At 63.0% G+C, this 19434-nt stretch carries 16 protein-coding genes and 1 pseudogene; 12 read left to right on the plus strand and 5 right to left on the minus strand.

The window, feature by feature from the left end; genetic code table 11:
• Positions 1-476 precede the first annotated feature (476 nt).
• Positions 477-2042 (minus strand): PAS domain-containing methyl-accepting chemotaxis protein, encoded by a 1566-nt coding sequence (locus tag Q8Q83_RS14350; protein WP_305624811.1) that lies wholly within the window; start codon positions 2040-2042, stop codon positions 477-479.
• A gap of 361 nt (positions 2043-2403) precedes the next feature.
• Between Q8Q83_RS14350 and rlmM the strand changes: the two genes are divergently transcribed.
• Positions 2404-3459: a 23S rRNA (cytidine(2498)-2'-O)-methyltransferase RlmM gene (rlmM, locus tag Q8Q83_RS14355; protein ID WP_305624832.1), complete on the plus strand. Its 1056-nt coding sequence runs from the start codon at positions 2404-2406 to the stop codon at positions 3457-3459.
• A 142-nt stretch (positions 3460-3601) separates the two neighbouring features.
• Positions 3602-3853 carry a sulfurtransferase TusA gene (tusA, locus tag Q8Q83_RS14360; RefSeq protein WP_305624813.1) on the plus strand — a complete coding sequence of 84 codons (252 nt, stop codon included), beginning with the start codon at positions 3602-3604 and terminating at the stop codon, positions 3851-3853.
• Positions 3854-4068: 215 nt separating this feature from the next.
• On the opposite strand, the gene Q8Q83_RS14365 is transcribed toward tusA, so the two are convergent.
• Together Q8Q83_RS14365 and Q8Q83_RS14370 are read right to left on the minus strand one after the other, a co-directional pair.
• Positions 4069-5445 carry an MATE family efflux transporter gene (locus Q8Q83_RS14365; protein ID WP_305624815.1) on the minus strand — a complete coding sequence of 459 codons (1377 nt, stop codon included), beginning with the start codon at positions 5443-5445 and terminating at the stop codon, positions 4069-4071.
• A 446-nt stretch (positions 5446-5891) separates the two neighbouring features.
• Positions 5892-6902, minus strand: a complete 1011-nt coding sequence (locus Q8Q83_RS14370; protein ID WP_305624817.1) for a DUF2804 domain-containing protein — start codon at positions 6900-6902, stop codon at positions 5892-5894.
• Positions 6903-7220: 318 nt separating this feature from the next.
• Here Q8Q83_RS14370 and Q8Q83_RS14375 point away from each other — a divergent pair, with 318 nt between their 5' ends.
• The 8 genes from Q8Q83_RS14375 to Q8Q83_RS14410 all read left to right on the plus strand — a co-directional run bounded on the left by Q8Q83_RS14375 (position 7221) and on the right by Q8Q83_RS14410 (position 15642).
• A complete protein-coding gene (locus tag Q8Q83_RS14375) occupies positions 7221-7721 on the plus strand; it encodes a DUF2059 domain-containing protein (protein WP_305624819.1) in 501 nt (166 codons plus the stop codon).
• 12 nt (positions 7722-7733) lie between these two features.
• Positions 7734-8027 carry a BolA family transcriptional regulator gene (locus Q8Q83_RS14380; protein ID WP_305624820.1) on the plus strand — a complete coding sequence of 98 codons (294 nt, stop codon included), beginning with the start codon at positions 7734-7736 and terminating at the stop codon, positions 8025-8027.
• Between the two features lie 218 nt (positions 8028-8245).
• A complete protein-coding gene (locus Q8Q83_RS14385) occupies positions 8246-9184 on the plus strand; it encodes a rhodanese-related sulfurtransferase (protein WP_305624822.1) in 939 nt (312 codons plus the stop codon).
• Positions 9185-9186: 2 nt separating this feature from the next.
• Positions 9187-9819: a DsbA family protein gene (locus Q8Q83_RS14390; RefSeq protein ID WP_305624824.1), complete on the plus strand. Its 633-nt coding sequence runs from the start codon at positions 9187-9189 to the stop codon at positions 9817-9819.
• On the plus strand, positions 9812-11593 hold the full coding sequence (locus Q8Q83_RS14395) for an ABC transporter ATP-binding protein (RefSeq protein WP_305624826.1): 1782 nt from the start codon (positions 9812-9814) through the stop codon (positions 11591-11593). Before Q8Q83_RS14390 ends, Q8Q83_RS14395 begins: the two co-directional genes overlap by 8 nt.
• A gap of 191 nt (positions 11594-11784) precedes the next feature.
• The gene (locus Q8Q83_RS14400) at positions 11785-13074 is read left to right on the plus strand and encodes a cadherin-like domain-containing protein (protein WP_305624827.1); all 1290 of its coding nucleotides are present in this window, start codon (positions 11785-11787) and stop codon (positions 13072-13074) included.
• An 82-nt stretch (positions 13075-13156) separates the two neighbouring features.
• Entirely contained in the window at positions 13157-13636 is a 480-nt protein-coding gene (locus tag Q8Q83_RS14405) for a hypothetical protein (RefSeq protein ID WP_305624828.1), read from the plus strand.
• Positions 13636-15642, plus strand: coding sequence for a PxKF domain-containing protein (locus tag Q8Q83_RS14410; RefSeq protein WP_305624829.1), 2007 nt, complete (start codon positions 13636-13638; stop codon positions 15640-15642). Before Q8Q83_RS14405 ends, Q8Q83_RS14410 begins: the two co-directional genes overlap by 1 nt.
• Before the next feature lie 418 nt (positions 15643-16060).
• Here the strand turns inward: Q8Q83_RS14410 and Q8Q83_RS14415 are convergent, their stop codons facing one another.
• Entirely contained in the window at positions 16061-17164 is a 1104-nt protein-coding gene (locus tag Q8Q83_RS14415; RefSeq protein WP_305624830.1) for a helix-turn-helix transcriptional regulator, read from the minus strand.
• A complete protein-coding gene (locus Q8Q83_RS20255; protein ID WP_371132414.1) occupies positions 17148-18329 on the minus strand; it encodes a helix-turn-helix transcriptional regulator in 1182 nt (393 codons plus the stop codon). Before Q8Q83_RS20255 ends, Q8Q83_RS14415 begins: the two co-directional genes overlap by 17 nt.
• 481 nt (positions 18330-18810) lie before the next feature.
• On the opposite strand from Q8Q83_RS20255, the pseudogene Q8Q83_RS20260 reads away from it, so the two are divergent.
• Positions 18811-18882, plus strand: a pseudogene (locus Q8Q83_RS20260) (hypothetical protein); the annotation flags it as partial.
• Between the two features lie 154 nt (positions 18883-19036).
• Positions 19037-19240, plus strand: a complete 204-nt coding sequence (locus Q8Q83_RS14425; RefSeq protein ID WP_305624831.1) for a hypothetical protein — start codon at positions 19037-19039, stop codon at positions 19238-19240.
• The last annotated feature ends 194 nt before the right edge of the window (positions 19241-19434 follow it).

Genomic DNA, 19434 nt, shown 5'->3' on the forward strand with positions numbered 1-19434 from the left:
CAAATGACGGCACTTACTACAGGCGATGCGGTGTGGAGATGAACCGCCGATGTTACGTACATTTTTAGCCGCGTGGAATTTTCAAGTGAACGATTTAATAAGGCTCCCACTTGCCTAACTATTAATTAGGCGACATTCTTATGTCGCCTTTACGTGTCGTATAACGTTTTTGCCGTCCGTTAAGTCTTTGTCTTCCCTGGATAATATCGCGAAAAACGCGACATGGAAGACGCCAGGTTTAAGCTGCTGAATCAGCTGCACCAGCAGGTTTGCGTCAGAAGCTATTCCATTCGCATAGCGGCTGTCTATGCCGACTAGAGGGGACGCTCCGGCTATAGCTGGCGGTAATGAGAAAAGGCTCCAGCCAGCCTGAACGCAGGAGTCCGGCAGTGTTGCAAATGGGGGCGTGGGTGATTTCGCACTGTCCGCAGTTGGGGGAGCGGGGCGCACCGACAGGTCGGTGCGCCTGCTTGCGTTTAGCGGTTAAAGCGTTCCACCAAGGAGTATTGGCCTTGTGCGGTAGCGGTGAGTTCTGCGCTGAGCCGGGCGGTGCTTTGCGCTTCGCCAGCGGTTTGGTCGGCCAGTTGGGCGATGGTGGTGATGCTGCGGTTCACTTCATCGGCGACTGCGCTTTGTTCTTCCGCGGCGGCGGCGATCTGGTTGGCCATGTCGGTGATATTGGCCACCGCTTCGCTGATCCCGGCCAGGGCGTCGTCGGCTTTCTGCACGCGCTCGACACCTTCGTCGGCTTGCTTGCGCCCGATCTCCATGGTCATTACCGCTTCTTCGGCGGTGCGCTGCAGTTTGGCGATCAGCTGGTGGATCTGCCCGGTGGATTCGGCGGTGCGCTGCGCCAGGGAGCGCACTTCGTCGGCGACCACGGCAAAGCCGCGGCCCATTTCACCGGCGCGGGCGGCTTCGATGGCGGCGTTGAGGGCCAGCAGGTTGGTCTGGTCGGCGATGCCTTTGATCACATCGACCACGCCGCCGATTTCGTTGCTGTCGTGGGCCAGGCGGGTGACGGTTTCGCCGGTTTCACCCACTGAGATGGACAGGCGCTGAATGGCTTCGCGGGTTTTCGCGGCGATGCCCCGGCCGGCGCTGGTCAGGCGATTGGCGTCCTGGGTGGCGATGGCGGTGCGCGCCACGTTGCTCGCCACCTCCAGGGTGGTGGCGGCCATTTCGTTGATGGCGGTGGCCACCTGGTCGGTTTCCATGCGTTGGCGTTCGAGTCCGGCGGAGCTGTTGTGCGCCAGGGCATCGGCTTGTTTGGCTTGGCTGCTGAGCTGTTCGGCGGTGTCCTGCAGGCGCGTCAGGCAGGTTTTCAGGCGGGCGTCCTGGCTGAGCATGGCCATTTCCAGGCGCGCTTGCACGCCGCTGCTGTCGGTGTACATCTGGGCGATCAGCGGGTCGGATGTAGCCTGTTCGGCCAGTTGCAGCAGGTGCTTGAGGCCGCGGTTCTGCCAGGCCAAGCCGGCGAGGCCGAGGGGGATCGAGAGGCCGGCGGCGAGGAGGAAGCCCCAGCTGCTGTCGAGCCAGGTGCCGATCAGAAAGCCGATCTGGCTGATCAGAATAAACGGCAGCCAATTCTGCAACACCGGCAGCCAGCTATCGCTGCTGGGGATGGCCGACTTGCCGCTGTTGATCCGCTGGTACAGGGCTCCGGCGCGGCGGATCTGCTCGCTGCTGGGTTTGACCCGCACCGATTCGTAGCCCACCACCTGGCGGTTTTCCAGAATCGGCGTGACATAGGCATTGACCCAGTAATGGTCGCCATTCTTGCTGCGGTTCTTGACGATGCCCATCCAAGGCAGGCCCTTTTTCAGGGTGTCCCACATATGCTGGAACACCGCCGCCGGCACATCCGGGTGGCGCACCAGGTTGTGCGGTGCACGCATCAGCTCATCGCGGGAAAAACCGCTGATCTCGATAAAGGCGTCGTTGCAATAGGTGATCTGGCCTTTGATGTCGGTGGTGGAGATCAGGCGTTGCTGGGCCGCAAAGGTGCGTTCACGCTGGGTGATAGGTTGGTTATTGCGCATGGCGTGCTTTATTCCTGTAAGCGATACCGGTTCTTCGGCCGTTGCCGGCGAAAGTTTAGGCCGTGCAGCATCACAGAGTCGGTAGTGGGCAAAAAGCGGGCTAACAGTTGGGCCAGGGCGGGTGGCGTTAGTCGTCTTCGCCTTGCTGGAGGCTGCAAGGCGGCTCCTGCCGAATGTCCGTGTAAGTAAGCAAAGTCTCTGTGCTAGAGGGCTCTGTGCCGCGCTGCAGGGGCGCCAGTTTAACCCGAAGCTCACGGCTATCGCTCTGTCTTGGCCGGTTCCGCGCTGACCTTTGCGCTCAGGCGCGGGCGACTCGGCTATGATGCGCGCCTTGAGGAGAGCCCCGATGAATACCGCGCCGATAAATACCTTGCTACTGCACTGCCGCCCCGGTTTTGAGAACGAGGTGTGTGCGGAAGTCGCCGAGCACGCCGCCCGCCTGGACGTCGCCGGTTATGCCAAGGCCAAGCCGAGCACCGCCTGCGCAGAATTTATCTGTACCGAGGCGGATGGCGCCGAGCGTTTGATGCGCGGGGTGCGCTTCAATCAGCTGATTTTCCCGCGGCAGTGGGCGCGTGGGGTGTTTATCGACCTGCCGGAGCTGGACCGCATCAGCGTGCTGCTGGCCCATCTGGCTGACGCTCCGGTATTTGGCAGCCTGTGGCTGGAAGTGCTGGATACCAACGACGGCAAGGAACTGTCGAACTTCTGCAAGAAGTTCGAGGCGCCGCTGCGCAACGCCCTGAGCAAGGCCGGCAAGCTGGTGGAGGATGCGCAGAAGCCGCGTTTGCTGCTGACGTTCAAGAGCGGCCGCGAGGTCTTTGTCGGCATGGCCGAGGTGCATAACTCGGCGCTGTGGCCCATGGGTATCCCGCGCCTGAAGTTCCCCCGCGAGGCGCCGAGCCGTTCGACCCTCAAGCTGGAGGAGGCCTGGCATACCTTTATTCCCCGCGAGCAGTGGGACGAGCGCCTGTCGGGTGAGATGACCGGGGTCGACCTGGGCGCCGCCCCGGGCGGCTGGACCTACCAGCTGGTCAAGCGCGGCATGCTGGTCACCGCCATCGACAACGGCCCCATGGCCGAAAGCCTGATGGACACCGGTCTGGTGCAGCACCTGATGGTCGACGGCTTCACCTACAAGCCGCGCCAGCCGGTGGACTGGATGGTCTGCGACATAGTCGAGAAGCCCGCACGCAGCGCCGCCTTGCTGGAAACCTGGATAGGCGAGGGCCTGTGCCGCGAGGCGGTGGTCAACCTCAAGCTGCCGATGAAGCAGCGCTACGCCGAAGTGCGCCGCCTGCTGCAGCGCCTCGAGGATGGTTTTGCCGAGCGCAAGATCAAGGTGTCGATCGCCTGCAAGCAGCTCTATCACGACCGCGAGGAAGTGACCTGCCATCTGCGCCGCTTAAGCAAATAGCCCGCTGACGCGCCCAATGGGTTGGGCGCGGACTTGCCGCCTGCTCAGGCGAGCCGCTGCCCATCCAGATGCCGTTAAGCGCCATAGGTGACCTGAGGCACAGCTTTGCGCGAGAATAGCCGCCTGTTTTTGGAGCCTGCCGATGTCTTTGCAACCCGATGCCATTCCCGATGCCACCCTCGACGCCTCTGGGCTGAACTGCCCAGAGCCGGTGATGATGCTGCACAACCAGGTGCGCGACCTGGTCGCCGGCGGCCTGCTCAAGGTGATCGCCACCGATCCCTCGACCCGCCGTGATATCCCCAAGTTCTGCATGTTCCTCGGCCACGAGCTGTTGGCGCAGAGTGAAGAGGCGGGCACTTACCTGTATTGGATCCGCAAGAAGACCGACTGATGGGCGTAATGCCGTTCACTTAAGACAAGTGAGCGGCATTCTTTATGGCCTGCCATCCATGGCGGCCACCCTGCTGGCCGTCGCTACGCGACGTTCAAAATTGCTCCCGGCAATTTTTTGTAGCCCGGATAAAATCCGGGGCAGCCTAGCCCTGCAAATCCGCTCCCGGATTGCATCCGGGCTACGTTTTGGCCGTCTTGTTTACGGCACCTTGGTCAGGCCTTAGCCAGGCGGATACGCTTGCCGGCGCTACGGGTCAGGCGCACCGCCAGCATCGCCGCGGCGCAGGTCAAGCCCACCACCAGGCCTTGCCACAACCCGCTCGGGCCGCTGGGCGTGCCGAACCAATAGGTCAGGCCCAGGGCGTAACCCACCGGCAGGCCGATGCCCCAGTAGGCGAACAGGGTCAGCAGCATGGTCACCCGGGTATCCTGGTAGCCGCGCAGGGCGCCGACCGCGGTGACCTGGATGGCGTCGGAAAACTGGAACAGCGCCGAATAGACCAGCAAGGTCATGGCGACTGCGATGACCGCAGGATCCGGCGAATAGATCTGCGCGATCTGCTCACGCAGCAACAGCACCAGGCTGGCCGACAGGCAGGCATAGGCCAAGGCCGTGGCCACGCTGACCCCGGCGGCAAAGCGCGCCTGCCGGGGGTCGCCACGGCCTAGCGCCTGACCTATGCGCACGGTCGCCGCCATGCCCAGGGAATAGGGGATCATAAACACCATGGCGCTGAAGTTCAGGGCGATCTGGTGACCGGCCACCACGGCGGCGCCCAGGCCGCCGATCAGCAGGGCGATCACGGCGAAGATGCTCGACTCGGCGAATACCGCGATGCCAATCGGCAGGCCGACCGAGAGCAGGCGTTTGAGCACCGCCCAGTTCGGCCAGTCGAAACGGCTGAAGACCTTGCTGCTCTGGTAGGCCGGGGCCCATTTCACCCACCCAAGCATGCCCAGGAACATAAAGCCCATCACCAGTCCGGTGGCCCAGCCGCAGCCGACCCCGCCCATGGCCGGCAGGCCGAACTTGCCGTAGATAAAGATGTAGTTGAACGGGATATTCAGGGCCAGGCCGCACAGCCCCAGCACCATGCTCGGCCGGGTGTGGCCGAGGCCGTCGCTGAAGCAGCGCAGCACGTGGTACAGCGCCACCGCCGGAAAACCGCAGGCCACCGCGCGCAGATAGCCCATGGCGGGCTCGATCAGCGTCGGGTCGACCTGCATCTGGGTGAGGACGATTTCGGCGTTCCACAGCAGGATCGCGGCGCAGCCGCCTACCGCCAGCGCCAGCCATAGCGCCTGGCGCACCAGGGGACCGATATCGGCCTGTTCGCCGGCGCCGAAGCGCTGGGCGACCTTCGGCGTGGTGGCCAGCAGTATGCCGGTCATCAGCAGAAACACCGGCACCCAGATCGAGTTGCCCAGCGCCACCGCCGCCAGGTCCCGGGGGCTGACGCGGCCGGCCATCACCGCGTCGACGAAGCCCATGGAGGTGTGCGCCAGTTGGGCGATGATGATAGGGATGGCCAGCTTCAGCAGGCTGCGCACTTCGCTGCTGACGCGTTGCAGGCGGGATTCGGCGGGCATGACAGGTATCCGGCAATGTGTCGGGAAACCGCGCAGTCTACGCGTTGACGGCTTGGTCAGGATAGTTTGTTGCCCCATTGTTAGCTGGCAGTGCGCGCATTCGCCGCCAGCCTAGCCAAGCCGCGCGCAGTAGTTTTCAACGGCCTGTTAGAATGCCGGCCTGACTTGCGGAGTCTAGGGTCTGTTCCCGCTTCGTCGTGAGCCGCGTTGCTGCGTAAAATCTCGCCAGGCTAGGCGTGGGGCGCAGGGAATGGTGTTCCCTTGCCAAGTCCCGCAACAACGCATGGCGAGATTTTCCGCGCAACCCTACGGGCCGGGCCTGCTTTAGCGCGATACTGCGTTTCTCGACACTCATTTGGAATAACCAAACTTCGTGTCTCGTGCCTTGCCTCGCGCTAAAACTGGCTCCGGCGCGGCCGCGAACGAAACGGGAACAGACCCTAGGCTTACCAGCGGGCGTGCGTCGCGCCCAGCCAGCCGAGCGCGGCATTCACCGGCACCCGTTCGCCTTGTGGGCCGCGCAGCACACCGTCGAAATGGCCAAACCACTGCTGAGTATCAGCATAGAAGGGACCGAAGCGGCGGTGGGTCTGATGGCGCTGACAGGGGCTGAAGGTCAGCGCGACGCTGTCGTCCTGGCTGTGCAGTTGCCAGGTGGCCAGGGGCTTGTGCGCCGTCTGGCTGATGCTGATCGGCGCATTGAGGTGCTGCAAGCCGCCGCCAAACCACAGGGTGTTTTCCGACAGGCCGCTATGGTCGGTCCAGCCGGAGCCGAAGTTGCCGGCAATGCCGCCGGGTGCTGCGAATGCCGCGCGGGTCCAGTGGCTATTGAGCGGCCAGACGCCGCGGCCGAAATCCAGGGAGGCGAAGCTTTGCCCGCTGACACAGCTGTAGTGCTGTTTACCCACTTGCACGCTGCCACTACAGGGCAGGCCGAGTTGCCGACAGGTGGCATGGAAGCTACGCGGGCCCAAGGGCGCGACCAGATTGACCGAGTCCAGGTGGGCGGGGCGCTGAATATCCAGGGCCACGTGCAGGGGTTGGCCGCCAATATCCGGTGCGCTGACGGTTATCCGTGTGCGCCCGGTGTGTTCGGCCACCCGCAGGTGCAGGCGTGGGTGATTGAATTCATGGCTTTGTTGCGCTTGGTCGGGCAGCTCGCAGCCGATGCCGAACAGCCGCACTTGGTTGTAGGCGATGGCTTGGCCGCTTTGCAGATCGAGGAAATAGGCCGCGCCGTAGCCGAGGTAATCCAGGTCGGCGTGGGTCAGCGACAGAATCCACTGTGGGGTGGTGATGCACCAATGGTTCCAGCGTTTACGCCGCCCGAAGCGGCCGGGAATAGTGCAGTCGGTCAAAGGTCGTGGCGACCAGCCGATGGCCTGGGGGTTAAGTTGGCCCTGACTGGTGCACAGCGCGGTGGCGGTGAAGAACTCTGGATGAGTGAAACTGTTCATTGAACACGTCCATGTGTGTACAGGAGTCGCAGGCTCAGGTGCCAACACTGAAGCAGTGTAGATGATTATTGCCTTGGAGCATGCACAGGCATCGGCAGGCGCGGCAAGTGCTGGCATTTTGGCCTTTCAGCAGGCGGTGCGCCAGTGCACGCTTGGGCTGTGCGCCACTGCACGCAAGCGGGCCGTTGGAGAACGTAGCGGGCACAGTAGTTTTGCGACGTGCTGCGGGTACCGTGCTTGAGTCTGGTCGCAGCTTGGGGACAAAATGCGCCTAACGGGAGTCGAACAGGACTCTTTTTCTTAATTCAGGAGTTATTCATGTCACGTCTACCCGCCCTTTGTGCTGCGTTGTTGCTGGCCTGTGCTAGTGCCCCCGTGTTCGCCGATGCCCGCAGTCATGCGGCCGATGCCGAGCGCTTTCTGCTGTTGGCCCGGGCCGACAAGCTGGCGGTGCCGGTGTATGGCCAGGTGCGGGAAATGTTTGCCAAGCGCTTCGCCGAGAGCAAGGCGCCGCAAAGCAACCAGGCCCTGCTGGAAACCTACCAGGCCCAGGCCACCGCAGCGCTGGAGCAGGCCGTCGGTTGGGAGAAGATCAAGCCGGACATGGTCAAGCTCTACACCAGCAACTTCAGCGAGCAGGAAATGCAGGACCTGATCGCCTTCTACGAATCGCCGCTGGGGCAGAAAGTCCTGGAAAAAATGCCCAGCCTGACCTCGCAGTCGGCGCAACTGACCCAAAGCAAGCTGGAAACCGCGGTGCCCAAGGTCAATCAATTGCTGGCGGAAATGACTGCCAAGCTGAGCCCGACCAAGCCCTAAGTGGAAGCCGCAATGCCGAAAATCGACCTATTGCAGGCGGCCCTGGCCACCTTGCAACCCCAGCACCTCGAAGTGCTGGATGAAAGCCATATGCACAGTCGGGGCCTGGAAACCCACTACAAGGTGGTGATAGTCAGCGCGCAGTTCGCCGGCTTGAATGCGGTAAAGCGCCACCAGAAGGTCTATGCCAGCCTGGGTGAGCTGATGGGGCAGGTGCATGCGCTGGCGCTGCACACCTACACCCCCGATGAGTGGGCCGAGCAGGGCGCCGCACCGGCCTCGCCGACCTGCAAAGGCGGCCACTGAGGCAATTGGCCTCTACACGGCCAGCCTGAAGGACAGTAAACTGCAGCAATCGCCGGCGCAGGGTTAAACGACCTTGGGCCGGCGTATTTATTTGTGGCCCGCCATCCATGGCTGCCACTCTGCGAGCCGTCGCGGGGCGACGTCAAAAATCGCTCCCGGCAATTTTTTGTATCCCAGTCCGCCCTTTACGTGGGCGACTACTGAAGGAAACTGACTGTATGACCGACAAGATTGTTGTGGCGGCGCTGTATAAATTCGTCTCCCTGACGGACTACCAGGCGCTGCGCGAACCCCTGTTGCAAGCCATGCTGGAGCACGGCATCAAGGGCACTCTGCTGCTCGCCGAAGAAGGCATCAATGGCACGGTTTCCGGCAGCCGCGCCGGTATCGATGGCCTGCTCGCCTGGTTCGCCCTGGACCCGCGCCTGGCCGATGTCGACCACAAAGAGTCCTACTGCGACGAGCAGCCGTTCTACCGCACCAAGGTCAAGCTGAAGAAGGAAATCGTCACCCTGGGCGTGTCCGGCGTCGATCCCAACCAGCAGGTCGGCACCTATGTCGAGCCCCAGGACTGGAACGCCCTGATCTCCGACCCCGAAGTGCTGCTGATCGACACGCGCAACGACTATGAAGTGTCGATCGGTACCTTCGAAGGCGCGGTGGACCCCAAGACCAAGTCGTTCCGCGAGTTCCCCGAGTACATCAAGGCGCATTTCGACCCGGACAAGCACAAGAAGGTTGCGATGTTCTGCACCGGCGGCATCCGTTGCGAGAAAGCCTCCAGCTATATGCTCGGTGAAGGCTTCGAGGAGGTCTATCACCTCAAGGGCGGCATCCTCAAGTACCTGGAAGAAGTGCCCCAGGAGCAGACCAAATGGCAGGGCGACTGCTTCGTCTTCGACAACCGGGTCACGGTGCGCCACGATCTGACTGAAGGCGACTACGACCAGTGTCACGCCTGTCGCACACCGGTTTCCGTGGCAGACCGCCAGTCCGAGTTCTACAGTCCGGGCGTCAGCTGCCCGCATTGCTGGGACTCGCTGCCGGAGAAGACCCGCGCCGGCGCCCGGGAGCGGCAGAAGCAGATCGAACTGGCCAAGGCGCGCAATATGCCCCATCCACTTGGCTACAATCCCCGTCAAACGACCGAGGGCTGACCATGCAAGCGCGCCTGCTGTACGTGATGGACCCTATGTGTTCCTGGTGCTGGGGCTTTGCACCGGTGCTCGAGTCCCTCGCCGAGCAGGCCGCGGCGGCCGGCGTGGCCCTGGAGCTGGTACTCGGTGGCCTGCGCCGCGATGGCGTGGCCATCGATGGCGCCGCGCGGGTGCGCTACCTGAGCTACTGGCAGGCGGTCAACGCCAGCACCGGGCAGATGTTCAACTTCAATGCCGGCCTGCCCGAAGGCCTGGTCTACGACACCGAGCCGGCCTGCCGGGCGCTGGTCACCGCGCGTAACCTCGACCCGCAAAGCGTCTGGCCCTTGGCCCGCCTGATTCAGCAGGCGTTCTATACCGAGGGCGTGGATGTCACCCGCGCCAGCGTGCTGGTCGAGCTGGCCGAGCGCGCCGGCATTCCGCGCATCGTGTTTGCCGAGGCCTTCGACAGCGCCGAGCAGCGCGCCGCCACCGCCGCGGATTTCAGCTGGGTGCAGGACCTGGGCATTTCCGGTTTCCCCACCCTGCTGGCCGAGCGCAATGGCCAGATGTCCTTGCTGACCAACGGCTACCAGCCGCTTGCGGTGTTGCAGCCGCTGCTGGCGCGCTGGCTGGAGCGGGCAGCCCATGCCTGATCGCCTGAGCTGGGCAGAAATCCGTCGGCTGGCCCTGCACCACAAGAAAGCCCTGCTCCTGGCCAACCTGATCGCGGTACTGGCCACCCTGTGCAGCGTGCCGATTCCCTTGCTGTTGCCCTTGCTGGTCGACGAAGTGCTGCTGCACGACGGCGATGCGGCGCTCAAGGTGATGGACAACTTCCTGCCCGGCGCTTGGCAAACCGCTGCCGGTTATATCGGCCTGATGCTGGTGCTGACCCTGCTGCTGCGCGGTTCTGCGCTGATCTTCAACGTGCTGCAGGCGCGCCTGTTCGCCCGCCTGTCCAAGGACATCGTCTACCGCATCCGCATCCGCCTGATCGAGCGGCTCAAGCGTATTTCCCTGGGCGAATACGAAAGCCTCGGCGGCGGCACGGTGACCACCCATCTGGTCACCGACCTGGAGACCCTGGACAAATTCGTCGGCGAAACCTTGAGCCGCTTCCTGGTGGCCATGCTGACCCTGGCCGGCACCGCCGCCATCCTGCTGTGGATGCACTGGCAGCTGGCATTGCTGATCCTGTTGTTCAACCCCTTGGTGATCTACGCCACGGTGCTGCTGGGCAAGCGGGTCAAGCACCTGAAGAAACTGGAGAATGACAGCACCTCGCGCTTTACCCAGGCGCTGACGGAAACCCTGGAAGCCATTCAGGAAATCCGCGCCGGCAATCGCCAGGGCTACTTCCTCGGCCGTCTCGGTGGCCGCGCCAAGGAGGTACGCGACTACGCCGTGGCCTCGCAGTGGAAGACCGACGCCTCCAACCGCGCCAGCGGTCTGCTGTTCCAGTTCGGTATCGATGTGTTTCGCGCCGTGGCCATGCTCACCGTGCTGTTCTCCGACCTGTCGATCGGCCAGATGCTCGCGGTGTTCAGCTACCTGTGGTTTATGATCGCCCCGGTGGAGCAACTGCTCAGCCTGCAATACGCCTTCTATGCCGCCGGTGGCGCGCTGACGCGGATCAACGAGCTGCTGGCGCGCAGCGATGAGCCGCAATACCCGGCCCGTGTCGACCCCTTCAAGGGCCGTGATACGGTGGGCATCGAAGTCAGCGGCCTGACCTTCGCCTATAACGAGGAGCCGGTGCTCGATCGGCTCGACTTGAGCATCGCGCCGGGGGAGAAGGTCGCCATAGTCGGCGCCAGCGGCGGCGGCAAAAGCACCCTGGTGCAGCTGTTGCTGGGCCTCTACACACCCCAGGCCGGCACTATCCGCTTCGGCGGCAGCAGCCAGCAGGAAATCGGCCTGGACTGCGTGCGCGAGAACGTCGCGGTGGTCTTGCAGCATCCGGCGCTGTTCAACGACACGGTGCGCGCCAACCTGTGCATGGGCCGCGCGCGCAGCGATCACGCCTGCTGGCAGGCCCTGCAAATCGCCCAGTTGGCCGACAGTATTCGCGCTTTACCGCAGGGGCTGGACAGCGTAGTCGGGCGTTCCGGGGTGCGTTTGTCCGGCGGCCAGCGTCAGCGCCTGGCGATTGCCCGCATGGTCCTGGCCGAGCCCAAGGTGGTGATACTCGACGAGGCCACCTCGGCCCTGGACGCGGCCACCGAGTACGCCCTGCACCAGGCGCTCAACCAGTTCCTGCACGGCCGCACCACCCTGATCATCGCCCATCGCCTGAGCGCGGTGAAACAGGCCGATCGGGTGCTGGTATTCGACGGCGGCAGCATCGCCGAAGACGGCGGCCACCAGCAGCTGATCGCCGAAGGCGGGCTGTATGCCAAGCTTTACGGGCACCTGCAGCAGCATTGAGCTTGATCGTTGGTGGAGCTCACCATAGGTGCCGTTAGGCAATGCCCGCGCCGAAGCACCAGTCTTTCGGAATCCCAATAGACCGTTTGTCAGACGGCCTTCTACGTCATTCATATGAATGAGGGAGCGGCATTTCCGCGGTCCTAAAGTTCTCCTGTCAACACGCGGCTTAGCGAGACAGGAGCAAGACCATGGCTACCTTCAACGGAAACGACGGAGCCGACACCCTCAACGGCACCAGCAAAAACGACACTCTCAACGGCCTGGGTGGCAATGACACCCTGTCCGGCAACGCCGGTGACGATATCCTGGACGGCGGTACCGGTGACGACTGGCTATCCGGCGGGCGCGGTAATGATATCTACCGCTTCGGCCTGGGTTATGGCCACGATGTGATCGATAACAGCGGCGGCAGAGCAAACGACCTCGACAGCGTCCAGCTGAGCAATCTCAACGCCGCCGACATCCGCCTGTACCGAGTCGGCAACGACCTGGTGCTGACGGTGCTCGCCAGCGGCGAAACGCTGACGGTGAGCCAGTACTTTCTCGACGCAGACCATCAGATCGACCGTATCCAGTTCGCCGATGGCAGTCGTTGGCTCAGCAGTGACATCCTCGCCAACCTCTACTATCCGCCTGCCACCCCGACTGAGGGTGACGACACCCTCAATGGCAACCCCATCGACGACACGCTGCTGGGCCTCGGTGGCAATGACAGCCTCTACGGCAACGGCGGCAATGACAGCCTCGATGGCGGCAGCGGCGCCGACCGCATGGAAGGCGGGCTCGGTAACGACAGCTATTTCGTCGACGACGCGGGCGACCTGGTGATCGAGGCTGCCAATGCCGGCGACGACAGCGTCATGGCCAGCATCAGCTACAGCCTGACCGACAAAGTCGATGGCAGTTGGACCTTCACCCCGGTAGGCGACTACAACGGCAGCGTCACCCTCATCTACCGGGTGAACGATGGCCAGGGCGAGTCGGTCGCTGCTTCGCTGCAATTCACCCTCACCGCTGTCAACGACGCACCGATCCTGGCCAACCAGCCCGACGGACAGCAGGACGACGAGGACAGCTCGTTCAGCCTCACCCTGCCGGCCAATACCTCCGTCGATGTGGATGGCGACAGCCTGACCTACACCTGCGCGTTCCGCATCACCGGCACCAACGATGCCCCGCTAATCACCGCCAGCATTGCCGTCATGCCCCAGGTCAGCGACAACCACAGCCTGGAAACCGCCTTCAATCGGAACGGCCAGTTCGTGCTGAGCCCCAAGCCGCACATGACCGAAGCACAGACCGTGCCCTGGGTGTCGCTCAGCGCCTCCGGCAGCGAGGCCTTCGACTATTACGTTTTCAACGTCACCCAGCCCGGCACCACCGTCACCTTAGATATCGACTACAGCCTGGGATTCAACTCGATACTCAGCCTGTTCGATGCCGCTGGAAACTTCCTGGACTACCGCGACGATGCCTAGAGTCCGCCAGCGGGATTCCGTCTCGGGCGTTGGCCACGGCCGTTGCGGAACTTCCATTGCACGTGGCCAAGGAGAGATGAAAATGAACTGCACCACAGGGTTAGTGCGGGCCGTCCCGGTCCAGCCGAAGCCGGCACGCGGTAGCAGATTTGGCGTGACACGGCAGCTATCGCAAAAGCTCCTGATCGCGGCCGTCACGGCTGTCGCACTGCACGCGCAAGCGGAGGTCGCACTCGACGCGCATCACACGCAGGTCTCTCTCGACGTAGTCGAGGGTGGGGCGGTGCTGACGGTGGACCTCACCTTGCGCAACAGCGGCGACGAGGCGCTGGACGACGTCACGCTACGGCCGGCGGGCATCATCTTTTCGTCGCCCGACGCGGATAGCCTTGCGTTCTCATACCTGTATCCCGGCGCGGAAGTGACCGCGCGCTGGAGGCTGCATACCTCGCAGACCGAGCAATTGGAGCAACTCGGCGCCTACATCGGCGCCAGCGTCTCGGCCACCAGTACCACCGGCGTGCCGGTGGAACTTTCAGTTGGCAGCCAGGAGGGTGAGTGATGAACGCAATCTTGAAAACCATTAGTCGCGACCTGGTCGCCGGCGCTGTACTGGCTGCGGGGCTCGCTTCCGGCATCGCGCACGCCGACGTATTCATCAAGGGCGATTACGTCGAGGCTGGCATACATGATGCCGCTTCGTTCGGGAGCGCCTTATGTGCCCCCCCGGAATTTCATTCCTCTCGAGTGACCTGCGGTCTAGGCTTCATCGCCGACTTCGAGAAAAACGGCTGGACCGTGGGCACGCCAGATTACGCGGGAGACTACTTCCTGCCCGGTAGTCCGTACGAAGGCTGGGTCGTCGAATGGACCAACCCGACCGGCACTGAACGTCAATTCACCAACGCCGGCGCCATAGGCCACTTCGAGATTCCGCTGATCGGCCAGAGCACGCCCGCAGCCGGAATGGCGGACTGGGCGGGCAGAAAAACGCTCGGGGATGAACAGCTGGATGTTCAACAGAAGGTGACCATCCCCGCGGACAAGGGCTTCATGCTGGTGGAGGTTACGCTGACCAACACCGGCACGGTTCCCATGACGTCCGTGGAATATCTGCGCGGCGTAGATCCGGATCAGGGTATACCCACCGGGGGTTTCTTCGACACGTTGAACTGGGTCGAGTTCCAGTCTCCGCGCCCTGCTGGCGCGCGGCCGGCACTTGCCGCGATACCTGCGGGCAACACTAATAAGGTGCTCGCGATGTCGGAAGAGACTGGGTATGGCATTACCCTCGGTCTCGGCACCGTGGACACGCGCGCAGTTGCCGCCTCAGGCGTTGGCTGGCCAATTGTCGACGCTGATCGCGATCTGAACAGCCCGTACCAACCGACGCCGGCGTCCCCGCAGCATGCTGACGCCGCGATGTCGCTGTCCTTCGACCTCGGCAACCTCGCACCCGGCGAATCCACCACGCTCAAGTTCGCCTACGTGCACAGTATCGACGATCTCGCCGACGCCTTCGCCGCGCTTGCGCCCACGCTCGATGGGTTGGCGGATCAAATACTGGAGGCAACGAACCCAGCGGGCGCGGTGGCGACGTACACGGTGACGGCGAACGATCCGGAAGACGGCGCGATCGCGGCCACGTGCACGCCGGCCTCGGGCTCGACCTTCCCGCTCGGCAGCACCACGGTGGGCTGCGAGGCGACGGACAGCGATGCCAACCTGACCTCCGGCAGCTTCACCGTGACGGTGGTCGATACCACGCCGCCCACGCTGAGTCTACCGACCGACATTGCAGCCGAAGCGACTGGCCCCTCCGGCAGCATGGTGAGCTACACCGCCACCGCAAGCGATCTGGTGAGCGGCAGCGTGCCAGTCACCTGCACGCCGGTGTCCGGCTCCACGTTCGCACTCGGCACCACGCCGGTTAGTTGTTCGGTCAGCGATGCGGCGGGCAATAGCGCGAGCGGAGGCTTCAGCGTGACCGTCGTGGATACCACTGCGCCCGAGATGACCTGCCCCGCGAATGTCACCGGCGTTCCCGGCCAGACCGTGGACCTCGGCGAAGCGACCGTGTCCGATGCGGTGGATGCAACACCCACTCTATCGAACAACGCGCCGACGAGCTTCCCGCCGGGCGTGACCACGGTGATGTGGACGGCGACCGATGACAGCGCCAACAGCGCCACCTGCACGCAGACTGTGACCCTGCGCTACACGTTCCAGGGCTTCTTCCAGCCCGTAGACAACCTGCCAGTGCTCAATTCCGTGAAGAACGGCTCCACCGTGCCGGTGAAGTGGCGACTGCTGGACGCGAACGGCGCGTACGTCACGGACACTGCAACGGTCGCGGGAATCGACTACATCTCGGTGAGCTGCGTCGGCGGCGAGGACGCGGTCGAGCAGGTGGCGACATCCACCGGCGGCACCGAGTTGCGCTGGGACAGCACGTCTTCGCAGTTCATCTACAACTGGAAGACGCCGGCGCTCCGCGGTCAGTGCCTACGGCTCAACGTGCAGTTCAATGATGGCGCCACACTTAGCGCGAACTTCAAGTTGAAGTAACGGCGGTAGGCTCCGACCAATATCCGACTCTGGTTGTAACCGCATCAAGAAACTCACAAAAGCTCGCAGATTGCGGGCTTTTGTGTCTCTGCGTGCTCCTCCTGTATTCACCAACAACCCGTTCCCCATGTCTACTGACAGGTGCTACCCATCTCTCCGAGCCGAACTGAGCCACCCTACGAGCCCATGTTGTCGAGTGAAAATTTCTTCAATGGACTAGACGTCGGGTGGGGTGGCAACCCAGCATCCGCGGCTAAACGGACCGGCGCCTTATCGGCTGGCCGCAGTCCTGGGGCGGGGCCTGGCGAGAGGTTGGTGGGTTCACCCACCCTCCGAAAAGGCTCGCCGAGTACCGCTGCTGAGAGCTGGGCTGGGGGCTGTTGCCTGAATCAATGGCGGCTTCCAGCACGAGTCAGTTTTACCGCTGCTGCACGCGTGCAAAGAGCTGCACCAACTCGGCCTGGCGCTCGGTGTCGGTCTTGCGGAACAAGGCGCGGAGCTGGCTACGGACGGTGTTGATGGAGACGCTCAGGCGCTCGGCGCAACTTTCCGGCGTCAGGCTTTGCGCCAGCAGATCGGCCAGGCGCTGTTCGGCGGGGGTGAGTTGGAAGAGCTCGGCCAGCAGGCCCATCTTCGGCTGCTTCTCCAGCAGCGCCAGCAGCACCAGCGGCTTCTGGAAGTGCTGGTTGAAGCTGGCGTGCGCCGGTACCGGAGTGACCAGCAGCTCCTGTTGCTGGGTGGCGTTGAGGCGCAGCCAACCGGCACGGCGCTGGCCGCCCTTGCCGGCGGCGCGGCGGATCAGTGCTTGCAGGCTGGTGTCCTGGTGCTTGCTGTGCAGATGAGCGAGGCGCTCATGGAGCGGGAAGCCGCTCTGGCTTAGGCGTCGTGCCGCTACGTGATTGCAATAAAGCACGCGCCCGTCTGCGTCCAGCAGCCAGAGCGGGGCGGGGTGGTTATCCAGCAACAAGTCACGCTTGGCCAGGCCCAGCTCCAAGTGATGGATGCGTTCGGACAGGCGACCCGCGGTGGTGAGGTGGGCGGCGATGCGTTTGAGCAGGCTCTGCTGCTGCTGATTTGGAGAATTGGCATCCAAATTGGTCAGCAGTGACAGGTAAGCACTCGAGGTGGCGGTTTCGTAGAGCTTGATGCTGGAAAGGTTGCCCAAGCCGTAGGGGCGGTGAAACTCCTGGTAGTAAGGGCTGCGCTGAATGGCTGCGACGCCATAGTCCATGACATCGTGATACCAGTGGCCGACAGCCCGCTGGGGCATAAACAGATGCCCTGGGTCCATATGGCAGTAATGCTGGCTATAGGGTGCGAGGGCCGCGCTATCGAAGAAGTTGACCTCTGAAATCTGCACGAAATTGGCATGCTTGAGTTGGCTCAGCAGGCCGCCTTGCTGGCGGCCGGAGGCGTGCATGAGGCGTTCGAGCAGGTCGGGCCATTTGCTTTCGTCCAGTACGCACTCGTAACAGAGGCCGACCAAATCGTCGTAGCGCTTCTGTTCATCCACTCGTGGCATGGCATAGCTCCCCTCGGGGCGGCGAGTCATCTTGGGCTGATGGCGGGGTGATCAGCATGTTTAACGCTGCTGCACGCGTGCAAAGAGCTGCACCAACTCGGCCTGGCGCTCGGTGTCGGTCTTGCGGAACAAGGCGCGGAGCTGGCTGCGCACGGTGTTGAGGGAAACGCCGAGGCGCTCGGCGCAATTTTCCGGCGTCAGGCTTTGCGCCAGCCGTTCGGCCAGGCGCTGTTCGGCGGGGGTGAGTCGGAAGAGTTCGGCCAGCAGGCCGCTCTGGGATTGATTTTCCAGCAGCGCCAGCAGTGCTAGCGGCTGTTGGTGAAAGCGGTTGAACGGCGCATCGCGCCGGTACCGGGGTGATCAGCACGTCTTGTGCTGTCGGGGTGCTCAGGCGCAGCCAGCCGGCGCGGTTGGCAGCGCCTTTGCTAGCGGCTTGGCGAAGTAGCTGTTGCAGGCGGGCATCCTGGGTCTTGCAGTGCAGACGGCCGAAGTTTTCGTACAGGCTGGAACCGGCCAGGTGCATATGCCGCTGCGCCGCGCCATTGCAATAAACGACATGCCCTTCGCCGTCCGTGAGCCAGAGCGGGGCAGGGTGCTGGTCGAGCAAGAGGTCGCGTTTGGCCAATTCCAATTCGAGGCCATCGATCTTGTCGGACAGCTGGGCCGCTTTGATCAGGTGTGGGGTTAAGCGGTTGAGCAGGCGCTGCTGCTGTTCCTTGGGTGGGTGGGCGTCTTTGTTGATGACCAGGGAAAGGAATACCTCGGCTTGCGCGACTTTGTGCAGCTTGACGCAGGAAAGGCTCTTCATGCCAAACGGGAGCTGGTATTCCTGGTAGTAAGGGTCGCGCCGGATACGTTCGAGGCCCAGCTCTTGGGTATCGTGATACCAGTTGCCGACTGTCCGGTTGGACATATAGAGGCGAGTGGGGTCGAGGTTGCAGTAGTAGCTGTTGTAGGCCTCGGCGGCTTTCGGTTCGAGCCGATAGACATTCGAAACCTGCCCGCCGCTGTTGCGCTGGTTCCAGAACAGCAGCGCGCCTTGTTGCCGCCCCGTGGCTTCTGCAAGGCTGGAAAGCAGGTTTTGCCAGGCGCTCGCATCCAGGACGCACTCATAGCAAAGGCCGACCAGTTCGTCGTAGAGCGTTTGTTCATTCACTCGGGGCATGGCGAGCCTCCCTGCTACCAGATGGGCGAGCGCCTTCGATCCTGCTGGCACTACGCCTTCATATGGCCCATGGCCGGCCTTCGTGCAATGCCGATGGTCGGGAGAGGAGCTGCGAGTGGACAGCACAACCTGCCCTGAACGCCCTGACCAGACGGGGCGCGTTGCCAGATAAGCCGGCCCGGAAGCCCCGGCTGCAAGCCGATTTTCCGATGGATGGCCATTGGCCGGTGCTGCTGAAATTCCCCTCCAGAGTGATGTTGTCTGTTCTTTCCACTTCGGGAATACCCCAAATTAACAAGCTACCGAGAGAGTACAGCTAGAGCATGGGCACCTGATTGAGGGCTGCGGCGCCGTGCAGCCAGGCATGCGCTGACCGTTCAGCACCACACCGCTTAAGGTCGAGATGATGTACTTCCATTCTCCAGGACCAAGACAACGGCGTGGCTATCCAGCAGGGGGAACGTTGCTCGGCGGATCGAGGCTGGTGTTCGATGGCGGCAGCATCGCCGAGGGCGGGCTGTACGCCACGCTCTATGGGCATTTGCAGCGCTAGCCAGTAGCTACTGCGGGTAACCGGGCAGGGGCAAGGTCATGGGGTGGCGACCTCGGCGGCGCTGAATCGGTCTACTGTTTCAGGCAGGCCAACCTTTTGCCCGTTACGGCGCCTTAGGTTGTAAATGCTATCCCCATGCACTGGAGCAATCATCATGTTTCTCACCCGTGTCGCCCTGGCCTTGGTCATTATCACCACGGCGGGCTGCGTCTACTCCGAAGGCTACGGTCGCTACGGCCATGACGATGATCGCTATGAAGATCAGCGGCATGGCGATCAGGACTGCGACGATGACGACTATGGCCGTCGAGGTTGCCGGCACGGCGAGAATGACCAAGGGGAGGACGAGCAGGACTGAGGCCATGGCGCTGCGCGTCGCTGCTGCCCAGGCTGAATGCGTGACGCGGCTTAAGCAGCATCTGCAGGCCCAGCCACAGCAGGTAGGCAGCGCCCGTCCACTTGAGGATATTGAAGGCCAGCAGGTAGGCGAGCAGGGCGCTGGTGAGGCTTATGCCGGGTCGGCTCCGCTAAGGTGAGGGAGGCTTGCCTTCC

The organism is Pseudomonas sp. (assembly GCF_030696055.1).
Taxonomy (GTDB): domain Bacteria; phylum Pseudomonadota; class Gammaproteobacteria; order Pseudomonadales; family Pseudomonadaceae; genus Aquipseudomonas.

Coding starts and splice junctions, on each gene's coding strand:
- Q8Q83_RS14350 (WP_305624811.1), bottom strand. CDS start 2,042: ATGCGCAATAACCAACCTATCACCCAGCGTGAACGCACCTTTGCGGCC.
- tusA (WP_305624813.1), top strand. CDS start 3,602: ATGTCTTTGCAACCCGATGCCATTCCCGATGCCACCCTCGACGCCTCT.
- Q8Q83_RS14365 (WP_305624815.1), bottom strand. CDS start 5,445: ATGCCCGCCGAATCCCGCCTGCAACGCGTCAGCAGCGAAGTGCGCAGC.
- Q8Q83_RS14370 (WP_305624817.1), bottom strand. CDS start 6,902: ATGAACAGTTTCACTCATCCAGAGTTCTTCACCGCCACCGCGCTGTGC.
- Q8Q83_RS14375 (WP_305624819.1), top strand. CDS start 7,221: ATGTCACGTCTACCCGCCCTTTGTGCTGCGTTGTTGCTGGCCTGTGCT.
- Q8Q83_RS14380 (WP_305624820.1), top strand. CDS start 7,734: ATGCCGAAAATCGACCTATTGCAGGCGGCCCTGGCCACCTTGCAACCC.
- Q8Q83_RS14385 (WP_305624822.1), top strand. CDS start 8,246: ATGACCGACAAGATTGTTGTGGCGGCGCTGTATAAATTCGTCTCCCTG.
- Q8Q83_RS14390 (WP_305624824.1), top strand. CDS start 9,187: ATGCAAGCGCGCCTGCTGTACGTGATGGACCCTATGTGTTCCTGGTGC.
- Q8Q83_RS14395 (WP_305624826.1), top strand. CDS start 9,812: ATGCCTGATCGCCTGAGCTGGGCAGAAATCCGTCGGCTGGCCCTGCAC.
- Q8Q83_RS14400 (WP_305624827.1), top strand. CDS start 11,785: ATGGCTACCTTCAACGGAAACGACGGAGCCGACACCCTCAACGGCACC.
- Q8Q83_RS14405 (WP_305624828.1), top strand. CDS start 13,157: ATGAACTGCACCACAGGGTTAGTGCGGGCCGTCCCGGTCCAGCCGAAG.
- Q8Q83_RS14410 (WP_305624829.1), top strand. CDS start 13,636: ATGAACGCAATCTTGAAAACCATTAGTCGCGACCTGGTCGCCGGCGCT.
- Q8Q83_RS14415 (WP_305624830.1), bottom strand. CDS start 17,164: ATGCCACGAGTGGATGAACAGAAGCGCTACGACGATTTGGTCGGCCTC.
- Q8Q83_RS20255 (WP_371132414.1), bottom strand. CDS start 18,329: ATGCCCCGAGTGAATGAACAAACGCTCTACGACGAACTGGTCGGCCTT.
- Q8Q83_RS14425 (WP_305624831.1), top strand. CDS start 19,037: ATGTTTCTCACCCGTGTCGCCCTGGCCTTGGTCATTATCACCACGGCG.